Genomic DNA, 16991 nt, shown 5'->3' on the forward strand with positions numbered 1-16991 from the left:
CAAGCAGCGCAGCAGACACCGACACGTGCCGAAGACACGAGGCAAACGGGAAGTGGGCGATCGGCTTTGGCTAGCCAATTGACGGGTACGAGCACCGAAGACGGCGCATCAGGAGAATTCGGCGCGAACGAGTGGCTCGTCGACGAGCTGTACGAGCAGTACCTCGCCGACAAAGACTCGGTCGACAAGTCCTGGTGGCCGGTTCTCGAGAGCTATCGATCGCATGTGGCCTCCGGAGGCGCCGCCGCCCCGGCCATGGCGGCATCGTCCGCGACCGCCGAGCCCGTCGCAGCCACCCCGGCCCCGTCTGTCGCCGCCCCCGCTGCGGCGTCCGAGGCCACCGCCTCCGCCCTCACCCCGGCGGCCGCCCCCGCCGACCCCCGCCCGGCGACGCAGCCGGTCGCGAAGACCACGAGCATCGAGGCGCGCCCCCAGCCGATCCCGGCGGAGGCCCCCACCCGCCAGTCGGCTCCGGCCGACTCCGCCGACGCCGACGCGGCGGAGAAGGATGTCGTCTCCCCCCTCCGTGGCATGGCCAAGTCGCTCGCCACCAACATGGACGCGAGTCTCAGCGTCCCCACCGCTACGAGCGTGCGCTCGATCCCGGCGAAGCTGATGATCGACAACCGCATCGTCATCAACAACCACCTCCGCCGCTCGCGCGGCGGCAAGGTGTCGTTCACCCACCTCATCGGCTGGGCGCTCATCCAGGCGCTCAAGGAGTTCCCGAGCCAGAACGTGTACTACGACGAGGTCGACGGCAAGCCCTCCGTGGTCGCGCCCGCCCACGTCGGTCTCGGCATCGCCATCGACATCCCGAAGCCCGACGGCTCCCGCGCCCTCCTGGTGCCCGGCATCAAGCGCGCCGACACCATGGACTTCAACGAGTTCCTCTCGGCCTACGAAGACCTCGTGAAGCGCGCCCGCGCCAACAAGCTCACGGCCGCCGACTTCCAGGGCGCCACGATCTCCCTCACGAACCCCGGCGGCATCGGCACGGTGCACTCCGTGCCGCGACTCATGAAGGGCCAGGGAGCCATCATCGGCGCCGGCGCCCTCGAGTACCCGGCCGAGTTCCAGGGCTCCTCGCAGAAGGTGCTGTCGAACCTCGGCATCGGCAAGATCATCACCCTCACCTCCACCTACGACCACCGCGTCATCCAGGGCGCGGGTTCGGGCGAGTTCCTCAAGAAGGTGCACGAGCTGCTGCTCGGCGAACGCGGCTTCTACGAGAACATCTTCGCGGAGCTCCGCATCCCCTATGAGCCCATCCGCTGGGCCGCCGACATCGATGTCGACCTCGCATCCGCCATCGACAAGACGGCCCGCGTGCAGGAGCTCATCAACGCGTTCCGTGTGCGCGGCCACCTGATGGCCGACATCGATCCGCTGGAGTACCGCCAGCGCTCGCACCCCGACCTCGACATCGCGTCGCACGGGCTGACCTTCTGGGACCTCGACCGCGAGTTCGTCACCGGCGAGTTCGGTCTCACCCGGGCGTCGTACCTCCGCGACATCCTGGGCGTTCTGCGCGACTCCTACTGCCGCAAGATCGGCATCGAGTACATGCACGTGCAAGACCCGGCGCAGCGCCGCTGGATCCAGGACAAGGTCGAGCGCCCGTACGCGAAGCCCGGCCACGACGAGCAGATGCGCATCCTCGAGAAGCTCAACGAGGCCGAGGCCTTCGAGACCTTCCTGCAGACCAAGTACGTCGGCCAGAAGCGCTTCTCGCTGGAGGGCGGCGAGAGCACCATCGCGCTGCTCGACGCCATCATCCAGGGTGCTGCCGAGGAGGGGCTCGACGAGGTCGCCATCGGCATGGCGCACCGCGGCCGCCTCAACGTGCTCACGAACATCGCGGGCAAGACGTACGGCCAGATCTTCCGCGAGTTCGAGGGGACGCAAGACCCGCGCACCGTGCAGGGCTCGGGCGACGTGAAGTACCACCTCGGCACCGAGGGCACCTTCACGGCGAGCGACGGCAAGGAGATCCCGGTCTACCTCGCTGCGAACCCCTCGCACCTCGAGGCCGCCGACGGCGTGCTCGAGGGCATCGTGCGGGCGAAGCAGGACAGGAAGCCGATCGGCACGTTCTCGACGCTGCCCATCCTCATCCACGGCGATGCGGCCCTCGCCGGCCAGGGCGTCGTGGTCGAGACCCTGCAGATGTCGCAGCTGCGCGGCTACCGCACGGGCGGCACCATCCACGTCAACATCAACAACCAGGTGGGCTTCACGACTCCCCCGACGGAGTCGCGCTCCTCGGTGTACTCAACCGATGTGGCGAAGACCATCCAGGCCCCCATCTTCCACGTGAACGGCGACGACCCCGAGTCGGTCGTGCGGGTGGCGCAGCTGGCGTTCGAATACCGTCAGCAGTTCCACCGCGACGTGTTCATCGACCTCATCTGCTACCGCCGCCGTGGGCACAACGAGGGCGACGACCCGTCGATGACCCAGCCGCTCATGTACAACCTCATCGAGGCCAAGCGCTCGGTGCGCAAGCTCTACACCGAGGCGCTCCTCGGCCGCGGCGACATCACCGAGGAGGAGTACGAGGGCGTCCACCGCGACTTCCAAGACCGGCTGGAGCGCGCCTTCGCCGAGACGCACGCCGCGCAGACCTCCTCGATCCCGATCATCACCGACGACACGCAGGCCGTCTCCGATCTGGAACGCCCCGAGTCGCAGCGCGACGACAGCACCACCACGCCGTTCGAGACCGCCGTGCCCCTGTCCACCATCCATCTGATCGGTGACGCGTTCGACAACAAGCCCGCCGGATTCACCGTGCACCCGAAGCTGCAGCAGCTGCTCACCAAGCGTGTCGACATGAGCCGCAACGGCGGCATCGACTGGGCCTTCGGCGAGCTGATGGCGCTCGGTTCGCTGCTCGTCGAAGGCACGCCCGTGCGTCTCGCGGGTCAGGATGCCCGCCGCGGCACGTTCGTGCAGCGTCACGCGGTTCTGCACGACCGGGAGAACGGCCAGGAATGGCTGCCCCTCGCGAACCTCGCCGACAACCAGGCCCGGTTCTGGATCTACGACTCCCTGCTGTCGGAGTACGCGGCCATGGGCTTCGAGTACGGCTACTCGGTGGAGCGGGCGGATGCGCTCGTGCTGTGGGAGGCCCAGTTCGGCGACTTCGCCAACGGCGCGCAGACCATCATCGACGAGTTCATCACCTCGGCCGAGCAGAAGTGGGGCCAGCGTTCGTCGCTCGTGCTGCTGCTGCCGCACGGCTACGAGGGCCAGGGCCCCGATCACTCCTCGGCCCGCATCGAGCGCTACCTGCAGATGTGCGCCGAAGACAACATGACGGTCGCACGACCCTCGACGCCCGCATCCTATTTCCACCTGCTGCGCCGCCAGGCCTACGCCCGGCCCCGCAAGCCGCTCATCGTGTTCACACCGAAGGCGATGTTGCGGCTGCGCGGTGCCACCAGCTCGGTCGACGACCTCACGTCGGGTCGCTTCGAGCCGGTGATCGACGACGTGCGCATCACCGACAAGGCGGCGGTGAAGCGGGTGCTGCTGCACTCGGGCAAGATCCACTACGACCTCGCCTCGGAGCTGCAGAAGAACCCGGATGAGAGCATCGCACTGGTGCGCGTCGAGCAGTTCTATCCGCTCCCCCTCGAGGAGATCAACTCGATCGTCGCGGGCTATCCGAACGCCGACCTCGTGTGGGTGCAGGACGAGCCGCAGAACCAGGGCGCCTGGCCCTTCATCTGCACCGAACTGGCGAGCCGCCTCAACGGCCGCACCATCTCGGTGGTCTCCCGCCCGGCCGCGGCCTCCCCGGCCGCCGGCAGCGCCAAGCGCCACGCCCAGGAGCAGGCCGAACTCCTCGCCAAAGCCCTGAGCTGACCTCCTCGCGACTCGCCAAAAAACGGCCCTAATCGACTCGGTTGGGCCGTTTTTTGGCGAGTCGCGAGGAGGTCTAGTGCGACTGGAGGGTGCGGAGAGTCAGGAGAAGCTGCTCACGCACTTCCTCCGGCGCGGTCTCCTTGCAGGCGCGCTGCACGGTCTGCGTGAGCACGATGCCGATGTGGAGCTCCGACTGGCAGCCCTCGCACGTCTCCAGATGCGCCCGGATGTCGGCCGCATCCGTCTTGCAGATCTCGTTGCGCAGATACTCTTCGAGTTCGGCACGGGCCTTGTTGCAGCCGCAGTCGCTCATTTCTTCGTCTCCTTGGAGGTGGCGGGCGTGAGCGCGAGGCCCCGCTCCCGCGCGTAGTCGGTGAGAAGGCCGCGCAGGAGTCGCCGGCCACGGTGCAGGCGGCTCATGACGGTTCCGACGGGGGTCTTCATGATGTCGGCGATCTCCTGGTAGGAGAAGCCCTCGACGTCGGCCAGGTACACGGCCAGACGGAAGTCCTCGGGGATCGACTGAAGGGCCTCTTTGACGTCGCTGTCGGGGAGGTGGTCGATGGCCTCGGCTTCGGCGGAGCGGCTCGACAGCGCTGCGGTGGCCGATTCGGCCGACCCGAGCTGCCAGTCCTCCATGTCGCTCGTCGACCCCTGGTAGGGGTCGCGCTGCTTCTTGCGGTAGGTGTTGATGAAGGTGTTCGTGAGGATGCGGTACAGCCACGCCTTGAGATTGGTGCCCTGCTCGAACTGCGCGAAGGCGGCGTACGCCTTCACGAACGTCTCCTGCACCAGGTCTTGGGCGTCACTCGGATTGCGCGTCATGCGCAGGGCAGCACCGTAGAGCTGATCGAGGAACGGAATGGCCTGCTCTTCGAAAAGCGCGCGGGGATCAGGTGTGGGAGTGCTCATCGTCGCCCAGTCTACGACCGGCGGTGCGAGCAGTTCTGCTGTCGTCAAACGGGGTTCCTCCAAGGGATTCTTCAGCCGACTACTCTGATAACCGATGCCTGTTTCGAGATATTCCACGCCGCAGTTCAACCCCTACGGCGACGACGCGCCGGTGAGCACCGATGAGCACTGGCCGGCGCCGCGCGCCAGCGTGCCCCTGAACGCCGTCGTCTCGCTCCCGGGGTCGAAATCGCTCACCAATCGCGAGCTCGTTCTCTCGGCCCTCGCCAACTCCCCGTCGCTGCTGCGAGCTCCTCTGCATTCCCGCGACAGCGACCTCATGGTGGAGGCGCTCCGCTCCCTCGGCACCACCATCACGCCGGTCGACGCCGGCGACGGCCGTGGCGACTTCGGCCCCGACCTCGCCATCACCCCGGCCGACGAGCTGCTCGGCAGCACCACCATCGACTGCGGGCTCGCCGGCACGGTCATGCGCTTCCTCCCGCCCGTGGCCGCGCTCGCCCTCGGGCCCACCACGTTCGACGGCGACGAGGGCGCCCGGCGCCGCCCGATGGCCACCACCATCTCGTCGCTGCGCGCACTGGGCGTCGATCTGAGCGACGACGGCCGCGCCGCGCTGCCCTTCACCGTGCACGGCTCAGGGCGTGTCGCGGGCGGCGCGCTCACCATCGACGCCTCGGCCTCCAGCCAGTTCGTCAGCGGCTTGCTGCTCACCGCAGCACGCTTCGACGAGGGCCTCGAGCTGCAGCACGAGGGCACACGCCTCCCCAGCCAGCCCCACATCGACATGACCCTCGCGGCCCTCCAGGCGCGCGGCGTCGACGCCCGTTCCGACGAGCCCGGCCGCTGGTCTGTGCGCCCCGGCCCCATCGCCGGCAGCAAGGTGGCCATCGAGCCCGACCTCTCGAATGCCGCCCCCTTCCTCGCCGCAGCCCTGGTGGCCGGCGGCCGCGTCACCATCACCGGGTGGCCGGATGCGACGACCCAGGTCGGCGCCGATCTCGCCGACATCCTCCCCCTGTTCGGTGCCACCGTCGCGCGCGACGGCGACCGCCTCACCGTCACCGGCCCCGCCGACGGCGCCATCCGCGGAATCTCCATCGACCTCTCCACCGGCGGCGAACTCGCCCCCGCGGTGGTCGCACTCGCGGCACTCGCCACGGAGCCGAGCGAGATCACGGGCATCGGTCACATCCGGCACCACGAGACCGACCGTCTCGCCGCGCTGGCCACCGAGATCAACAACCTGGGCGGCGAGGTGGTGGAGCTCGATGACGGGTTGGCCATCACGCCGCGCCCGCTGCACGGGGGTATCTGGTCGAGCTACGAAGACCACAGGATGGCCACCGCCGGCGCCATCATCGGCCTCGCGATCGATGGCGTGCTGATCGATGACATCGGCACCACCGCGAAGACTCTGCCCCAGTTCCCCGCGCTCTGGAAGCGGATGCTGGGCGTGACCGAGGGGGGCGCGGGAGCCGCCGCGCCGTCGACCGGAACGTCGGCGGGCCTATGAGCTGGTGGTCCGACGCCGATGACGCCGACGAAGACGACGACGACTTCGACGAGTCGTCGATCCGGGTCAGGCCGAACCCGAAGGGCAACCGGCCGCGCACGAAGACCCGCCCCGAGCACAAAGACGCGCTCGCCGGCCGCATCATGACCGTCGATCGCGGTCGCTTCTCGGTGCTCGTCTACCAGGACACCCCCGAGGAACGGCAGATCACGGCATCCCGCGCGCGCGAGCTCGGCCGCACGCCGATCGTGACGGGCGACTGGGTCGATCTCGTCGGCGACACGTCGGGCGATCCGGGAACCCTCGCCCGCGTCGTGCGGGTGCACGAGCGCAGCACCCTGCTGCGGCGCAGCGCCGACGACTCCGACGCCGTCGAGCGGGTGATCGTGGCGAACGCCGAGCAGATGCTCATCGTGGTGGCCGCAGCGAATCCCGAGCCGCGCGCCCGGTTGATCGACCGCTATCTCGTGGCGGCGTTCGACGCCGGCATCGAACCCATCCTGTGCATCACCAAGACCGACCTCGCCGATCCCTCGCCACTGCTGGCCGAGTTCGACTGCCTCGACCTGCGCATCATCACCCTCTCGCGCGACGACGTCCCGCTCGAAGAGCTCACCGAGATCCTGGTGGGCCGCACGACCGTCACGGTCGGGCACTCGGGGGTGGGCAAGTCGACGCTCGTGAACGCACTCGTCCCGGGCGCGGATCGCGCCATCGGTGTCGTCAACACCGTCACGGGGCGCGGTCGCCACACCTCCTCCTCCACGATCTGCCTGCGCCTGCACGCCTCCGATGGCCGAACCGGGTGGATCATCGACACGCCCGGCGTGCGCTCGTTCGGGCTGGGGCACGTGGATTCGGCCAACATCCTCCGATCCTTCGCCGCCACCGCGCGGGTGCCCGAGGGCGAGCCGCCGGGCGGCATCCCGCTCACCGAGGCGCACGACTGGGAGATCATCGACCGGGTCGAGGCCGGTGAGCTCGGCGAGAGCGGCAAGGCGCGCATCGAGTCGCTCCGCAAACTGCTCGACGCTAGCCTGGGAACGTGACCGACCACTCCCTCCACGACGATCTCGCCCTCGCCCTCCTCCTCGCTGACCGCGCCGATGCCATCTCGCGTGAGCGGTTCCGGGCCGGCGACCTGCATGTGACCACGAAGCCCGATCGCACTCCGGTGACGGATGCCGACCGCGCCGTCGAGGAGGCGATCCGCGGCGAGATCGAGCGCAGCCGCCCGGGCGACTCCGTCTACGGCGAGGAGTTCGGCGTGCAGGGCGATTCGGCGCGCCAGTGGATCATCGATCCCATCGACGGCACGGCCAACTTCATGCGCGGCGTGCCCGTGTGGGCCACGCTGATCGCCCTGGCCGTCGATGGCGTGCCTGTCGTGGGCGTCGTGAGCTCCCCCGCGCTGGGACGGCGCTGGTGGGGAGCCACCGGCCTGGGCGCGTTCACCACCGACGCGCTCGACGGGGGAACGGATGCGCCGCGCGCGATCCGCGCATCCGGGATCGCCTCGCTCGGCGACGCCTCTCTGAGCTACAACAGTTTCAAAGGCTGGGACGAGGAGGGCAGGCTGCCCGAGCTCACCGCCCTGGCGCGTGCCGTCTGGCGCACCCGCGCCTACGGCGAGATGTGGTCGTACATGATGGTGGCCGAGGGCCAGCTCGAGATCGCGGCCGAATTCGACCTGCAGCCGTACGACATGGCTGCTCTCGTGCCGATCATCGAGGAGTCGGGCGGACGGTTCACGTCGGCCGCCGGGGATGCGGGCCCGTGGGGCGGGAGCGCTCTGGCCACGAACGGCCTCCTGCACGACGAGGTGCTCGCGATCATCCGCTGACCGCGAGCACCCCCGCCATCGGGTGGCAGACCGGCCGGCCCGCCGCCCGACTCCCCAGCTCGCTCAGCCCGGGAACACCACCGCGAAGCTGCCCATGATGTGCTCGATCGCGGGCAGATCAGCCGGATCGGCGATGGCCACGGTGACCACGATGACGGAATTGCCGTCGGCGGGCTGCGCGGCCACGATCACGTAGTCGCTCACTCCGCCACAGGCCGTGAAGTACTGGTACTGGCCCTCATAGACCCCATCGGAGTAGGCATCCGTCTTCTGCGGCGTGCACTGTGCGGTGAGCGACGCGAACGAGCCGAAGATCGACTCGGCCGTGAGATCGGGCGCGGTATCCGCCACCGAGACCGTGACTCCCGAGGTGCCCCACGACTCCGAGAACGCCTGCAGATTCGTGCTCGCGCGCACATCGAGGAACTGGTGTCCCGCCGCATCCGTGAAGGAGGCTCCGTCGACATCGGCCCAGTCGACCGGCACATCGACGCTCACCACGCCGGTGTCGTCGGTGACGGTGGTGTATCGGCGGTCGTCGGCGCCACCGGCGGATGACGCCCCCACACCGGGCACGGTGACCGCCTCGAGAGCCTTGCCGTTGAACTGCCCGCGGTAGAAGGCGTCTTCGGAGGGGCGGTAGACGTCGACGTCGATGGTGCCGTCGGCGCCCTGCGTCTTGATGACGTCGCAGTACTCCTCGAGCGTGCCGTCGGCGGCGAGCGACTTGCCCGCCATGCGGAGCAGCACATCGCCCGGCAGGATGCCCGCCTTGTCGGCCGGCGACCCCGCCGCCACCGAACTCACCCAGACCCCGATCGCCTGGCCCTGGTCGTCGAGCGGCAGCGCCTGCGCATTGACCCCGAGGCTCAGCACGTCGTCGCCGGCGATCAACTGGTCGATGACCTTCTGCGCCTCGTCGCGATGGATGGCGAAGTTGGAGTCGAGCTCCGCGACGCTGGCGTAGTTGATGCCCACGACCTGGCCGTCTTTGTTCACGAGCGGACCGCCCGAGTTGCCGGGGCGGATCTTCGCATCGTGCTCGATCACGTGATCGAGCGAGGCCCAGGCCGACTGGCCAGGCGTGTCGTTCTTCGAGACGATGCCCTGCGTGAGGGTGAACTCGGGGTCGCCGAGCGGGAAACCGGCCGCGTAGACCTGTTCACCGGTGGGGATGTCGCCCTTCTGCCAGGTGAGGAAGGGGAAGCCGCCGCCATCGACCTTGATCACCGCCAGATCGAGGCACTCGGAGGAACCGAGGATCTGCGCGTCGTGCTCGGCGGAGTCACCGCCGACCTTCACCTTCACCGTGCCCGCCCCGACCACCACGTGGTTGTTCGTGAGCGCGAGCCCGTCGGCGGAGATGAAGAAGCCGGAGCCGAGGCCCGCCTGCTCCTCGCTCGCGCCGTTCTCCGGGTCGGCGAACGTGCCGTCCGACTCGATCTGGATGGTGGCCGACTGCACCCCGTCGAAGCCGACGCCGCCCGAGCCGCCACCGGAGCAGCCCGCCAGGGTGCCGGTGACCAGGAAGACGGATGCGGCCGCGACCGCCTTCGTTGCCAACTGTCGATTCATAGTCGTTCTGGTCCGATCGGATTGATGGGTAACTCTCATGTTCTCCGATTCTAGCCATAGTCGACGATCTGTCAGCTTTCTGAAATTGACCAGGACTTTGGATGTCCCCCATAATGGTCACGCGAAGCCGCACAGCGTCTTCACAGGAACACGATCCCTACGAATCGGAGCCCACCATGGCGACTTCGCCCCTCTCCCGTGTCGGCATCGCCGCCGCGCTCGCGCTCGGCCTCACGCTCTCCGGCTGCACCGCGCTCTTCCCGAGCTCGGCACCTCCCGCCACCGACTCGCAGACGGGCGAGGAGATCACCCAGACCGACACCGATGTCTTCTCGCTGAGTGTCGGCCAGTGCCTGAACGACACCGAGGGCACGGAGGTCAGCGAGGTCCCCCTCGTCGACTGCGCCGACGAGCACGACTTCGAGGTCTACTCCGACTTCGAGATCTCGGGCGACGAGTTCCCCGGCGCCGACGCCATCGACACGCAGGCCGATGCCGAGTGCCTCACCGCCTTCGAGCAGTTCGTCGGGATCTCCTACGACAACTCGGTCTACGGCTACACCTACTTCACGCCGACCGAGGGCTCGTGGACGGATGGCAACGACCGTCTCGTCTCGTGCCTCATCGGCGACCCGAACGGCAAGGTCACCGGCACCCTGAAGGGCATCGCGAAGTAGGGCGGCTCTGCCGCATCCGCTGGCTTACACTGGTGCGGATGCGACTCCTCCTGATCCGGCACGGCCAGACCATCGACAACGTCCACGGGGCGATCGGCACGGTGGTGCCCGGCCCCGGGCTCACCGAGCTCGGCCTCGAACAGGCGGCCGCCGTGCCTGCCGCACTCGAGGGCGAGTCGATCGATGCCATCGTGGTCTCGTCGATGCTGCGAACCCACCTCACGGCCCAGCCCCTCGCCGACAAGCTCGGCCTGCGGCCCATCATCATGGACGGCCTGCGCGAGATCACGGCGGGCGACCTCGAGGGCCGCACGGATGAGGAGTCGATCCGCACCTACATGAGCACGATCTTCTCCTGGTGGCACGACTTCTCCGCGCGCATCCCGGGCGGCGAGAACGGAACCGAGTTCCACGCCCGCTATGACGGCGCCATCGCGAACATCGCCGACCGCTACGGCGACGGCACCGTGGCGGTCTTCAGTCACGGAGCGGCCATCCGCACCTGGGCCTCGTGGTCGTCGCGCAACATCGACGCCGAGTTCTCCAAGGGCCAGCACCTCGAGAACACCGGCATCGTGGTGCTCGAGGGATCGCCCGCAACCGGCTGGCTCGCCACGAGCTGGCAGGGTACGCCGGTCGGCGGCCTGGCCCTCGAAGACATCTCCGCGCCCGATCCCACCGGTGAACCGATCCGATGAGCGAGCAGGCTCCGCTCGACAGGGCCCAGTTCGGTGTCTGGGCCGACTTCGTGCTGGGTTACACGCGCGTGATGCACGAAGTGGAGAAGGGCCTGCGCGCGACGACGGGGCTCACCTGGGCGCAGTACGACGTGCTCTACAACCTGAATGCCCAGAACGACGGCCTGTCGGTGGGCGATCTCTCGCGCACTCTGCTCTACAGCAGCGGATCGGCGAGCAATCTCATCCGCGGCATGGTGACGGCCGGTCTCGTCGAGCGCAGCCGGTCGCAGAGCGACGGACGCGTGGCGCTGATCAGCGTGACCCGCGAGGGCATCCGCCTGTTCGACCGGGCCACGGCCCTCGTGCTGCAGACCGTTCGCGACGAATTCGCGGTGGAACTGGTGGCCGATGAGATGCCGGCGGTGGCGGCGTTCCTCTCGCGCCTGCGCGCTCGAGACCCGAACCTGCGGCGCCCACCGTACGATCTGCCGGCCGGGCTCCTCTGAAGTCGAGCTCGGCCCCGGCGGGGCAACAGCGTGTGACAACGGCCGGTGGTGGAGATGGGGGGAATTGAACCCCCGTCCATCGCTGTGATTCTGCGCCTTCTACGGGCGTAGCCTGTTGAGACGTTCTCATCGGCTCCGACCTTTGCTACAGGCATCTAGGTCGACGAGCCCAGCCACAGTTCAAGTCCCGCGTGCCCCTGAGGCACGAACACGCAGCAATCTCTCTAGATAATGCCGGAACCCGGGTAGAGAGCATTCCCGGACCGACAGTTGCTATTTAGCTAGAAGGAAGACCTACGCTGCAAGAGCGAAGGTGGCCTTCTTGGCCGCAACAGTGCTGTTTGAATTGGCACTTATATTTTGCGGAGGGCGTTAACGAGATAACCCCGCATCCTCGACCCGCTTCTCGCAGTTTCGCAGGCGATGTCGAAACCGATCATCCCCGTGCTGGGCCGTTGTCACACGCTGTTGAGTTACCAATCGCCGACTCGGACCGAAGCCCGAGGCAGCCCTCTAGCATACGACAGATCGCGGGCCTCGCGTACCGGCGCGATGGAATATCGTGGGGAGCATGCCTGAGATCATCATCACTGTGGCCGGTCACGAACGGCTCCGCCACGATCCCGAGCGTGCCCAGGTGCGCATCGGCGTCGGATTCGAGGGCTCGAAACGCGACAGTGTGCTGGCCGCCACTCGCGCCGCCCACGAGTCGCTCACCGGCTCGCTCGACTCGCTCCTCGACGAGCAGGACGGGCCTGTGATCTCCTGGCACTCCGAAGACATCCGGGTCTGGGGTCAGCGACCGTGGAGTCAGGATGGCACGCGCCTGCCCGTCGAGTTCCACAGCGCCGTGTTCGTCGATGCCCAGTTCGACGACTTCGAGGCCCTGTCGGAGTGGATCGACGTCGTCGCCATCCGAGAGGGCATCGCCGTCGACGGCATCGACTGGATGCTCTCCGAGGCCACCCGCACCGAGCTCGAGTCGGCCGCCCGGCACGGCGCCGTGACGGACGCGGTGACCAAGGCGCGCGAGTATGCGGCGGCACTCGGTCTCGGCGAGCCCGTACCGGTGTCGATCTCGGATGCGGGCCTCCTCGACGATCCGTCATCCCCTCAGGCGCGCGCCCCCATGATGATGGCCATGGCCAAGTCGGCACCGAGCGGCGGCGGCATGGAGCTGCGGCCCAGCGCCATCGAGGTCGACGCATCCGTGCACGCGCGTTTCAGCGCGCCGAGTGTCGCCGCCTGATGGCCGGCCGCACTCCCCCGACGCTGCCCGACCTCGCCGGACGCTGCTACGTCGTCACAGGCGGAACGGGCGGACTGGGCTATTGGGCGAGCGAGCAGCTCGCCCAGGCGGGTGCCACCATCGTGATCGCGGCACGCACACCGGCCAAGGGTGACGCCGCTCTCGCCTCGCTCGCCCAGCACTCTTCGCGCACCGACGCTCGCTTCGTGCGACTCGACCTCGCCGACCTCGCCTCCGTCGCCGAGGCGGCCGACGAACTGGCGGCCCTCCCCCGCATCGACGGCATCCTGGCGAACGCGGGCATCCTGTCGACGCACGGCCGCTCGACCACGGCCGATGGTTTCGAGACGATGATCGGCACCAACTTCCTCGGTCACTTCGCCTTGCTCGGCCGGCTGCTACCGGCGCTCGAGACACAGACGGGCCGGGGTGTGCCGGGCGGCGCCCGCGTCGTGAGCCTCGGCAGCATCAGCCACGAATTCTTCCGTCTCGACCTCGACGACCTGCAGGCGACGTCGGGGCGGTTCCGGGAGTTCCGCACCTACGGGCGGTCGAAGCTCGCCGTCATGACGTTCGCCTTCGAGCTCGATCGCCGGCTGCGCGCGGCCGGGTCGAGTGTGTCGAGTCTGGTGGCGCATCCGGGGTTCGCCGTCGACCAGCTCGCGCCGCATCGCGACATCCTCCCCGCTCCGAAGAGGGGCAACGGGCTCACCCGAGCGGGATACAGCGCCATCGCCCAGGGCAAGGATGCGGGCGCGTGGCCCCTGGCTGCCGCCCTGACGTCGCCGGATGCGGCGGGCGGCCAGTACTGGGGCCCCTCAGGCTGGCGGCAGCTGAAGGGCGGTCCGACCGTGGTCGACGCGAAGACCTACGCCCGGGACCCGCAGATCGCAGCAGCCCTCTGGGCGCAGGCCGGGTCGCTGACGGGCGTGAGCTACCCCTGACGGCTGTGCTTGTTGCCGCGCCGCCGCTTCTGCGGCGCGGGCGACCTGCTGCGCAGTCCGTCGTTCGGCGTCGCTGCGCGGCGCCGCCCGGCGGCTGTGCAGCCCTGGGTGAGCGGGTACGGCCCCCGGTTTTCGGTCGCGTGACCGGGTAACTATGCAAATAAGGCAGACCAGGGCCGTATACGGGGTCGGTCGTTCTTATTTGCAGAGTTGCACGGTGGGGACGCGCCGGTTTCACCGCCGGGACGAGGTTGTGGCCGTGAAAACGGCGAGCCCTACTCGACGACACAGGGTAAGCGAGCTGTGCTCGCTCGGTTCCAGAGGGATGGACACGACCGTATCGACCAGTCGCGTCGGTTTCATTGCCAGAACCACGTCGCGCGGGTGAAAGCTGCGGGCCCTTTTCGACGACCCAAGGTGAGCGCGCCGCCGCGCGAGCGACGGCACGCGAACATGTCGCGGAGCGCCGGGCAGGGACCGGCGCGACCCGCAGACGGCTGCGCCGCGAAGCGGCACAGCCACCTGCGGCAGCTGGCTCAGGAGACCGGCTCAGTCGCCCAGGTTGCGGCGGCTCGACATCGCGCGGTCGGCCTCGCGGCGGTCTTGGCGTTCGCGGAGGGCCTGGCGCTTGTCGTACTCGCGCTTGCCCTTGGCCACCGCGATCTCCACTTTGGCGCGGCCGTCGCTGAAGTAGAGCTTCAGCGGAACGAGGGTGTAGCCGCCCTCTTTGGTCTTGTTGTGGATCTTGAGGATCTGCTCCTTGTGCAGCAGCAGCTTGCGCTTGCGCCGGGGCGGGTGGTTGTTCCACGTGCCCTGGTTGTACTCGGGGATGTGCACGGCGTCGAGCCACGCCTCTCCCCCGTCGATGAAGGCATAGCCGTCGACGAGCGACGCCCGGCCCTCGCGCAGGGACTTCACCTCGGTACCGGTGAGCACGAGGCCCGCCTCATAGGTGTCTTCGACGGTGTAGTCGTGGCGCGCCTTGCGATTGGTCGCGACGACCTTCTCTCCGCGTTCGCGTGGCACGACGGCCTCCTCGGTTCTTCGATCCGTGTCGATTTCTCGATCAGCGGGCGGCCGGCGAAATCCGGCAGCCCACCATTCTAGACCTTGAGGTACCGGGTGATGGCGAACTTGGCCGACAGTGCCGCGAGCAGCGCTCCCACCACGATCAGGATGGGGATCACGACGAACGCGTCCGCATCGCTCACGAACGAGGTGAACGGCAGAGCCTTCGCCAGATAGCCCTGCACGAAGAACCGCACGATCGCCCAGATGGCGACGCCGGACAGCACGGATCCGATCAATGAGGCGATGATGCCCTCGAGGATGAACGGGGTCTGGATGAACCTGTTCGAGGCGCCCACCAGCCGCATGATGCCGAGCTCCCTTCTGCGCGAGAACGCGGAGAGCCGGATGGTGGTGGCGATCAGCAGAACGGCAGCGACGAGCATGAGGGCCGCGATGCCGATGGCCGTGTAGCTCGCGGCGGCGAGGATCGAGAAGATCTGCTCGAGGTAGCTGCGCTGGTCGGTGACGCTGTCGACCCCGGCGAGTCCCGAGAGGCTCTCGCTCAGCACGTCGGAGCGCTCCGGGTCTTTCAGGTTCACCCAGAAGGTCTGGTTCAACAGGTCGGCGGTCACGTACTCGGTGACCGCGTTGCCCGCGAACTGCTTCTGGAAGTTCTCGAAGGCCTGCTCGTGGTTCTCGAAGTAGTACTGGTCGATGAACGGCGAGAGCGTGGGCGAATCGAGCTGTGCCTGCACGGCGTCGATCTGCTCCTGGCTGGCCTCACCCCCCGCGCAGTTCGCCCCCGTGGAGGTGGCGGTGCACATGTAGATGGCCACCTGCGCCTTGTCGTACCAGAAGTTCTTCATCTGGCCGATCTGCATCTGGAGCAGGATGGCGGCGCCCACGAAGGTGAGCGAGATGAAGGTGACGAGCACGACGGAGATCACCATCGAGACGTTGCGGCGAAGACCAGTTCCGACCTCGCCGAGGATCAGTGCGAATCTCACGTCGTGGGCCCCACGTTCTGGTCGTCGGGCCGGGCGGCGGGCGCCCCGGGAGCACGCAGGCCGAGCTTCTCAGCGAGGCTGAGCGACTCCGTGGCCGGGTCGCTCGGCTCGGGCTGCGGCGGGTTGACCGGCATGGGCGGAAGAGCCTGCGCGGGAGCCGGGCTCTGGGAAGGCGGCGAGTACTGCGGCGGGGAATAGGTCTGCGGTTGAGCAGCCTGCTGCGGCGGCACCGTGACCGGTTCGCGCACCGGTTCCTGGACGGGAACGGATGCCGTCTCGGGAGCGGGGATCCGCTGCACCGGCGCGGTGTGGCGCTGCGGATGCGGCTGGGCGGGACCCACGGGCCGGGCGAGGCCCTCCGACAGCGCGATCTCGGCGGTGAGGCCGGAGTCTTGAAGGGCGATCTCGGCGGTCATGCCGTAGCCGCCCTGGTCTTCGTCGCGCACGATCTGGCCGGACACCAGCTCGATCACGCGGCGCTTCATGTGGTCGACGATGGCGTTGTCGTGGGTGGCCATGACCACCGTGGTGCCGCCCGCGTTGATGCGCTCGAGCACGGTCATGATGCCGGCCGAGGTGGAGGGGTCGAGGTTACCGGTGGGCTCGTCGGCGAGCAGGATGGCGGGCTTGTTCACCACCGCGCGGGCGATGGCGACGCGCTGCTGCTCACCGCCGGAGAGCTCGTGCGGCAGGCGGCCCGCCTTCTCGGCGAGACCCACCATCTGCAGCACGTCGGGCACGGCCTCCTGGATGAAGCCCCGCGACTTGCCGATCACCTGCAGGGTGAAGGCGACGTTGTCGAAGACGTTCTTGCCGGGCAGCAGGCGGAAGTCTTGGAACACCACTCCGAGGTTGCGCCGGAAGTAGGGCACCTTGCGGTTGGAGATGGCATTCAGGTCTTGCCCGAGAACGTGGATGTTGCCGCTCGTGGGTCGATCCTCCTTGAGGATCAGCCGGAGGAAGCTCGACTTGCCCGACCCCGAGGCACCCACGAGGAAGACGAACTCCCCGCGCAGGATTTCGAGGTCGATCGAGTTCAGAGCAGGCCGCTTGGTGCCCCGGTAGGTCTTGGTTACGCGATCAAACCGAATCATGACGTGATGAGCCTAAGCAGGCATCCGGCGAATCCCAGGCGCGACGCGCGAGACACGCCGATTCATAGAATCCACACGATTCGACCTCTGGTCGAAGGTGAAAC

At 68.2% G+C, this 16991-nt stretch carries 15 protein-coding genes and 1 other RNA gene; 9 read left to right on the forward strand and 7 right to left on the reverse strand.

Translation table 11 applies throughout. The features are described from left to right. Window positions 1–66: 66 nt before the first annotated feature. On the forward strand, window positions 67–3873 hold the full coding sequence (locus tag EPO52_RS02215) for a multifunctional oxoglutarate decarboxylase/oxoglutarate dehydrogenase thiamine pyrophosphate-binding subunit/dihydrolipoyllysine-residue succinyltransferase subunit (protein ID WP_290801287.1): 3807 nt from the start codon (window positions 67–69) through the stop codon (window positions 3871–3873). A gap of 73 nt (window positions 3874–3946) precedes the next feature. Here EPO52_RS02215 and EPO52_RS02220 read toward each other — a convergent pair whose 3' ends face one another. After that, complete coding sequence (locus EPO52_RS02220) at window positions 3947–4186, reverse strand: zf-HC2 domain-containing protein (RefSeq protein ID WP_290801289.1); 240 nt, start codon at window positions 4184–4186, stop codon at window positions 3947–3949. After that, window positions 4183–4785, reverse strand: a complete 603-nt coding sequence (locus tag EPO52_RS02225) for a sigma-70 family RNA polymerase sigma factor (protein ID WP_290801291.1) — start codon at window positions 4783–4785, stop codon at window positions 4183–4185. Before EPO52_RS02225 ends, EPO52_RS02220 begins: the two co-directional genes overlap by 4 nt. 94 nt (window positions 4786–4879) lie before the next feature. Here EPO52_RS02225 and aroA point away from each other — a divergent pair, with 94 nt between their 5' ends. Genes aroA through EPO52_RS02240 form a run of 3 tightly spaced genes read left to right on the forward strand, consistent with a single transcriptional unit; the run spans window position 4880 to window position 8144 of the window. Further along, complete coding sequence (gene aroA, locus EPO52_RS02230; protein ID WP_290801295.1) at window positions 4880–6301, forward strand: 3-phosphoshikimate 1-carboxyvinyltransferase; 1422 nt, start codon at window positions 4880–4882, stop codon at window positions 6299–6301. Beyond that, complete coding sequence (gene rsgA / locus EPO52_RS02235) at window positions 6298–7350, forward strand: ribosome small subunit-dependent GTPase A (protein ID WP_290801297.1); 1053 nt, start codon at window positions 6298–6300, stop codon at window positions 7348–7350. Before aroA ends, rsgA begins: the two co-directional genes overlap by 4 nt. Next, window positions 7347–8144, forward strand: coding sequence for an inositol monophosphatase family protein (locus tag EPO52_RS02240; protein WP_290801300.1), 798 nt, complete (start codon window positions 7347–7349; stop codon window positions 8142–8144). The genes rsgA and EPO52_RS02240 overlap by 4 nt, the downstream gene beginning before the upstream one ends. Before the next feature lie 63 nt (window positions 8145–8207). Here the strand turns inward: EPO52_RS02240 and EPO52_RS02245 are convergent, their stop codons facing one another. After that, on the reverse strand, window positions 8208–9707 hold the full coding sequence (locus EPO52_RS02245) for a trypsin-like peptidase domain-containing protein (RefSeq protein ID WP_290801303.1): 1500 nt from the start codon (window positions 9705–9707) through the stop codon (window positions 8208–8210). 188 nt (window positions 9708–9895) lie between these two features. Between EPO52_RS02245 and EPO52_RS02250 the strand changes: the two genes are divergently transcribed. From EPO52_RS02250 to EPO52_RS02260, 3 genes are read left to right on the forward strand one after another with little or no spacing between them, the layout of a single operon-like run. Continuing rightward, entirely contained in the window at window positions 9896–10396 is a 501-nt protein-coding gene (locus EPO52_RS02250) for a septum formation family protein (RefSeq protein WP_290801306.1), read from the forward strand. Between the two features lie 38 nt (window positions 10397–10434). Further along, window positions 10435–11094 carry a histidine phosphatase family protein gene (locus tag EPO52_RS02255; protein ID WP_290801309.1) on the forward strand — a complete coding sequence of 220 codons (660 nt, stop codon included), beginning with the start codon at window positions 10435–10437 and terminating at the stop codon, window positions 11092–11094. Then, on the forward strand, window positions 11091–11582 hold the full coding sequence (locus EPO52_RS02260; protein WP_290801312.1) for a MarR family transcriptional regulator: 492 nt from the start codon (window positions 11091–11093) through the stop codon (window positions 11580–11582). Before EPO52_RS02255 ends, EPO52_RS02260 begins: the two co-directional genes overlap by 4 nt. 46 nt (window positions 11583–11628) lie before the next feature. On the opposite strand, the gene ssrA is transcribed toward EPO52_RS02260, so the two are convergent. Beyond that, window positions 11629–12026, reverse strand: a transfer-messenger RNA (tmRNA) gene (ssrA, locus tag EPO52_RS02265). A gap of 127 nt (window positions 12027–12153) precedes the next feature. On the opposite strand from ssrA, the gene EPO52_RS02270 reads away from it, so the two are divergent. Together EPO52_RS02270 and EPO52_RS02275 are read left to right on the forward strand one after the other, a co-directional pair. Then, a complete protein-coding gene (locus tag EPO52_RS02270; protein ID WP_290801315.1) occupies window positions 12154–12831 on the forward strand; it encodes an SIMPL domain-containing protein in 678 nt (225 codons plus the stop codon). Next, on the forward strand, window positions 12831–13775 hold the full coding sequence (locus EPO52_RS02275; RefSeq protein WP_290801318.1) for an SDR family NAD(P)-dependent oxidoreductase: 945 nt from the start codon (window positions 12831–12833) through the stop codon (window positions 13773–13775). Before EPO52_RS02270 ends, EPO52_RS02275 begins: the two co-directional genes overlap by 1 nt. 549 nt (window positions 13776–14324) lie before the next feature. Here EPO52_RS02275 and smpB read toward each other — a convergent pair. The 3 genes from smpB to ftsE form a co-directional block, all read right to left on the reverse strand. After that, the gene (gene smpB / locus EPO52_RS02280) at window positions 14325–14801 is read right to left on the reverse strand and encodes an SsrA-binding protein SmpB (protein WP_290801319.1); all 477 of its coding nucleotides are present in this window, start codon (window positions 14799–14801) and stop codon (window positions 14325–14327) included. 77 nt (window positions 14802–14878) lie between these two features. Beyond that, complete coding sequence (ftsX, locus tag EPO52_RS02285) at window positions 14879–15793, reverse strand: permease-like cell division protein FtsX (RefSeq protein WP_290801321.1); 915 nt, start codon at window positions 15791–15793, stop codon at window positions 14879–14881. After that, a complete protein-coding gene (ftsE, locus tag EPO52_RS02290; protein ID WP_290801324.1) occupies window positions 15790–16887 on the reverse strand; it encodes a cell division ATP-binding protein FtsE in 1098 nt (365 codons plus the stop codon). The genes ftsX and ftsE overlap by 4 nt, the downstream gene beginning before the upstream one ends. Window positions 16888–16991 lie beyond the last annotated feature (104 nt).

The organism is Herbiconiux sp. (assembly GCF_004297105.1).
Classification (GTDB): domain Bacteria; phylum Actinomycetota; class Actinomycetes; order Actinomycetales; family Microbacteriaceae; genus Herbiconiux.

Excerpts from the sequence above, each read along its gene's own strand:
- EPO52_RS02275 (WP_290801318.1), top strand. The coding sequence starts at position 12,831 with ATGGCCGGCCGCACTCCCCCGACGCTGCCCGACCTCGCCGGACGCTGC.
- EPO52_RS02255 (WP_290801309.1), top strand. The coding sequence starts at position 10,435 with ATGCGACTCCTCCTGATCCGGCACGGCCAGACCATCGACAACGTCCAC.
- ftsE (WP_290801324.1), bottom strand. The coding sequence starts at position 16,887 with ATGATTCGGTTTGATCGCGTAACCAAGACCTACCGGGGCACCAAGCGG.
- EPO52_RS02270 (WP_290801315.1), top strand. The coding sequence starts at position 12,154 with ATGCCTGAGATCATCATCACTGTGGCCGGTCACGAACGGCTCCGCCAC.
- EPO52_RS02250 (WP_290801306.1), top strand. The coding sequence starts at position 9,896 with ATGGCGACTTCGCCCCTCTCCCGTGTCGGCATCGCCGCCGCGCTCGCG.
- aroA (WP_290801295.1), top strand. The coding sequence starts at position 4,880 with ATGCCTGTTTCGAGATATTCCACGCCGCAGTTCAACCCCTACGGCGAC.
- rsgA (WP_290801297.1), top strand. The coding sequence starts at position 6,298 with ATGAGCTGGTGGTCCGACGCCGATGACGCCGACGAAGACGACGACGAC.
- EPO52_RS02220 (WP_290801289.1), bottom strand. The coding sequence starts at position 4,186 with ATGAGCGACTGCGGCTGCAACAAGGCCCGTGCCGAACTCGAAGAGTAT.
- EPO52_RS02225 (WP_290801291.1), bottom strand. The coding sequence starts at position 4,785 with ATGAGCACTCCCACACCTGATCCCCGCGCGCTTTTCGAAGAGCAGGCC.
- EPO52_RS02260 (WP_290801312.1), top strand. The coding sequence starts at position 11,091 with ATGAGCGAGCAGGCTCCGCTCGACAGGGCCCAGTTCGGTGTCTGGGCC.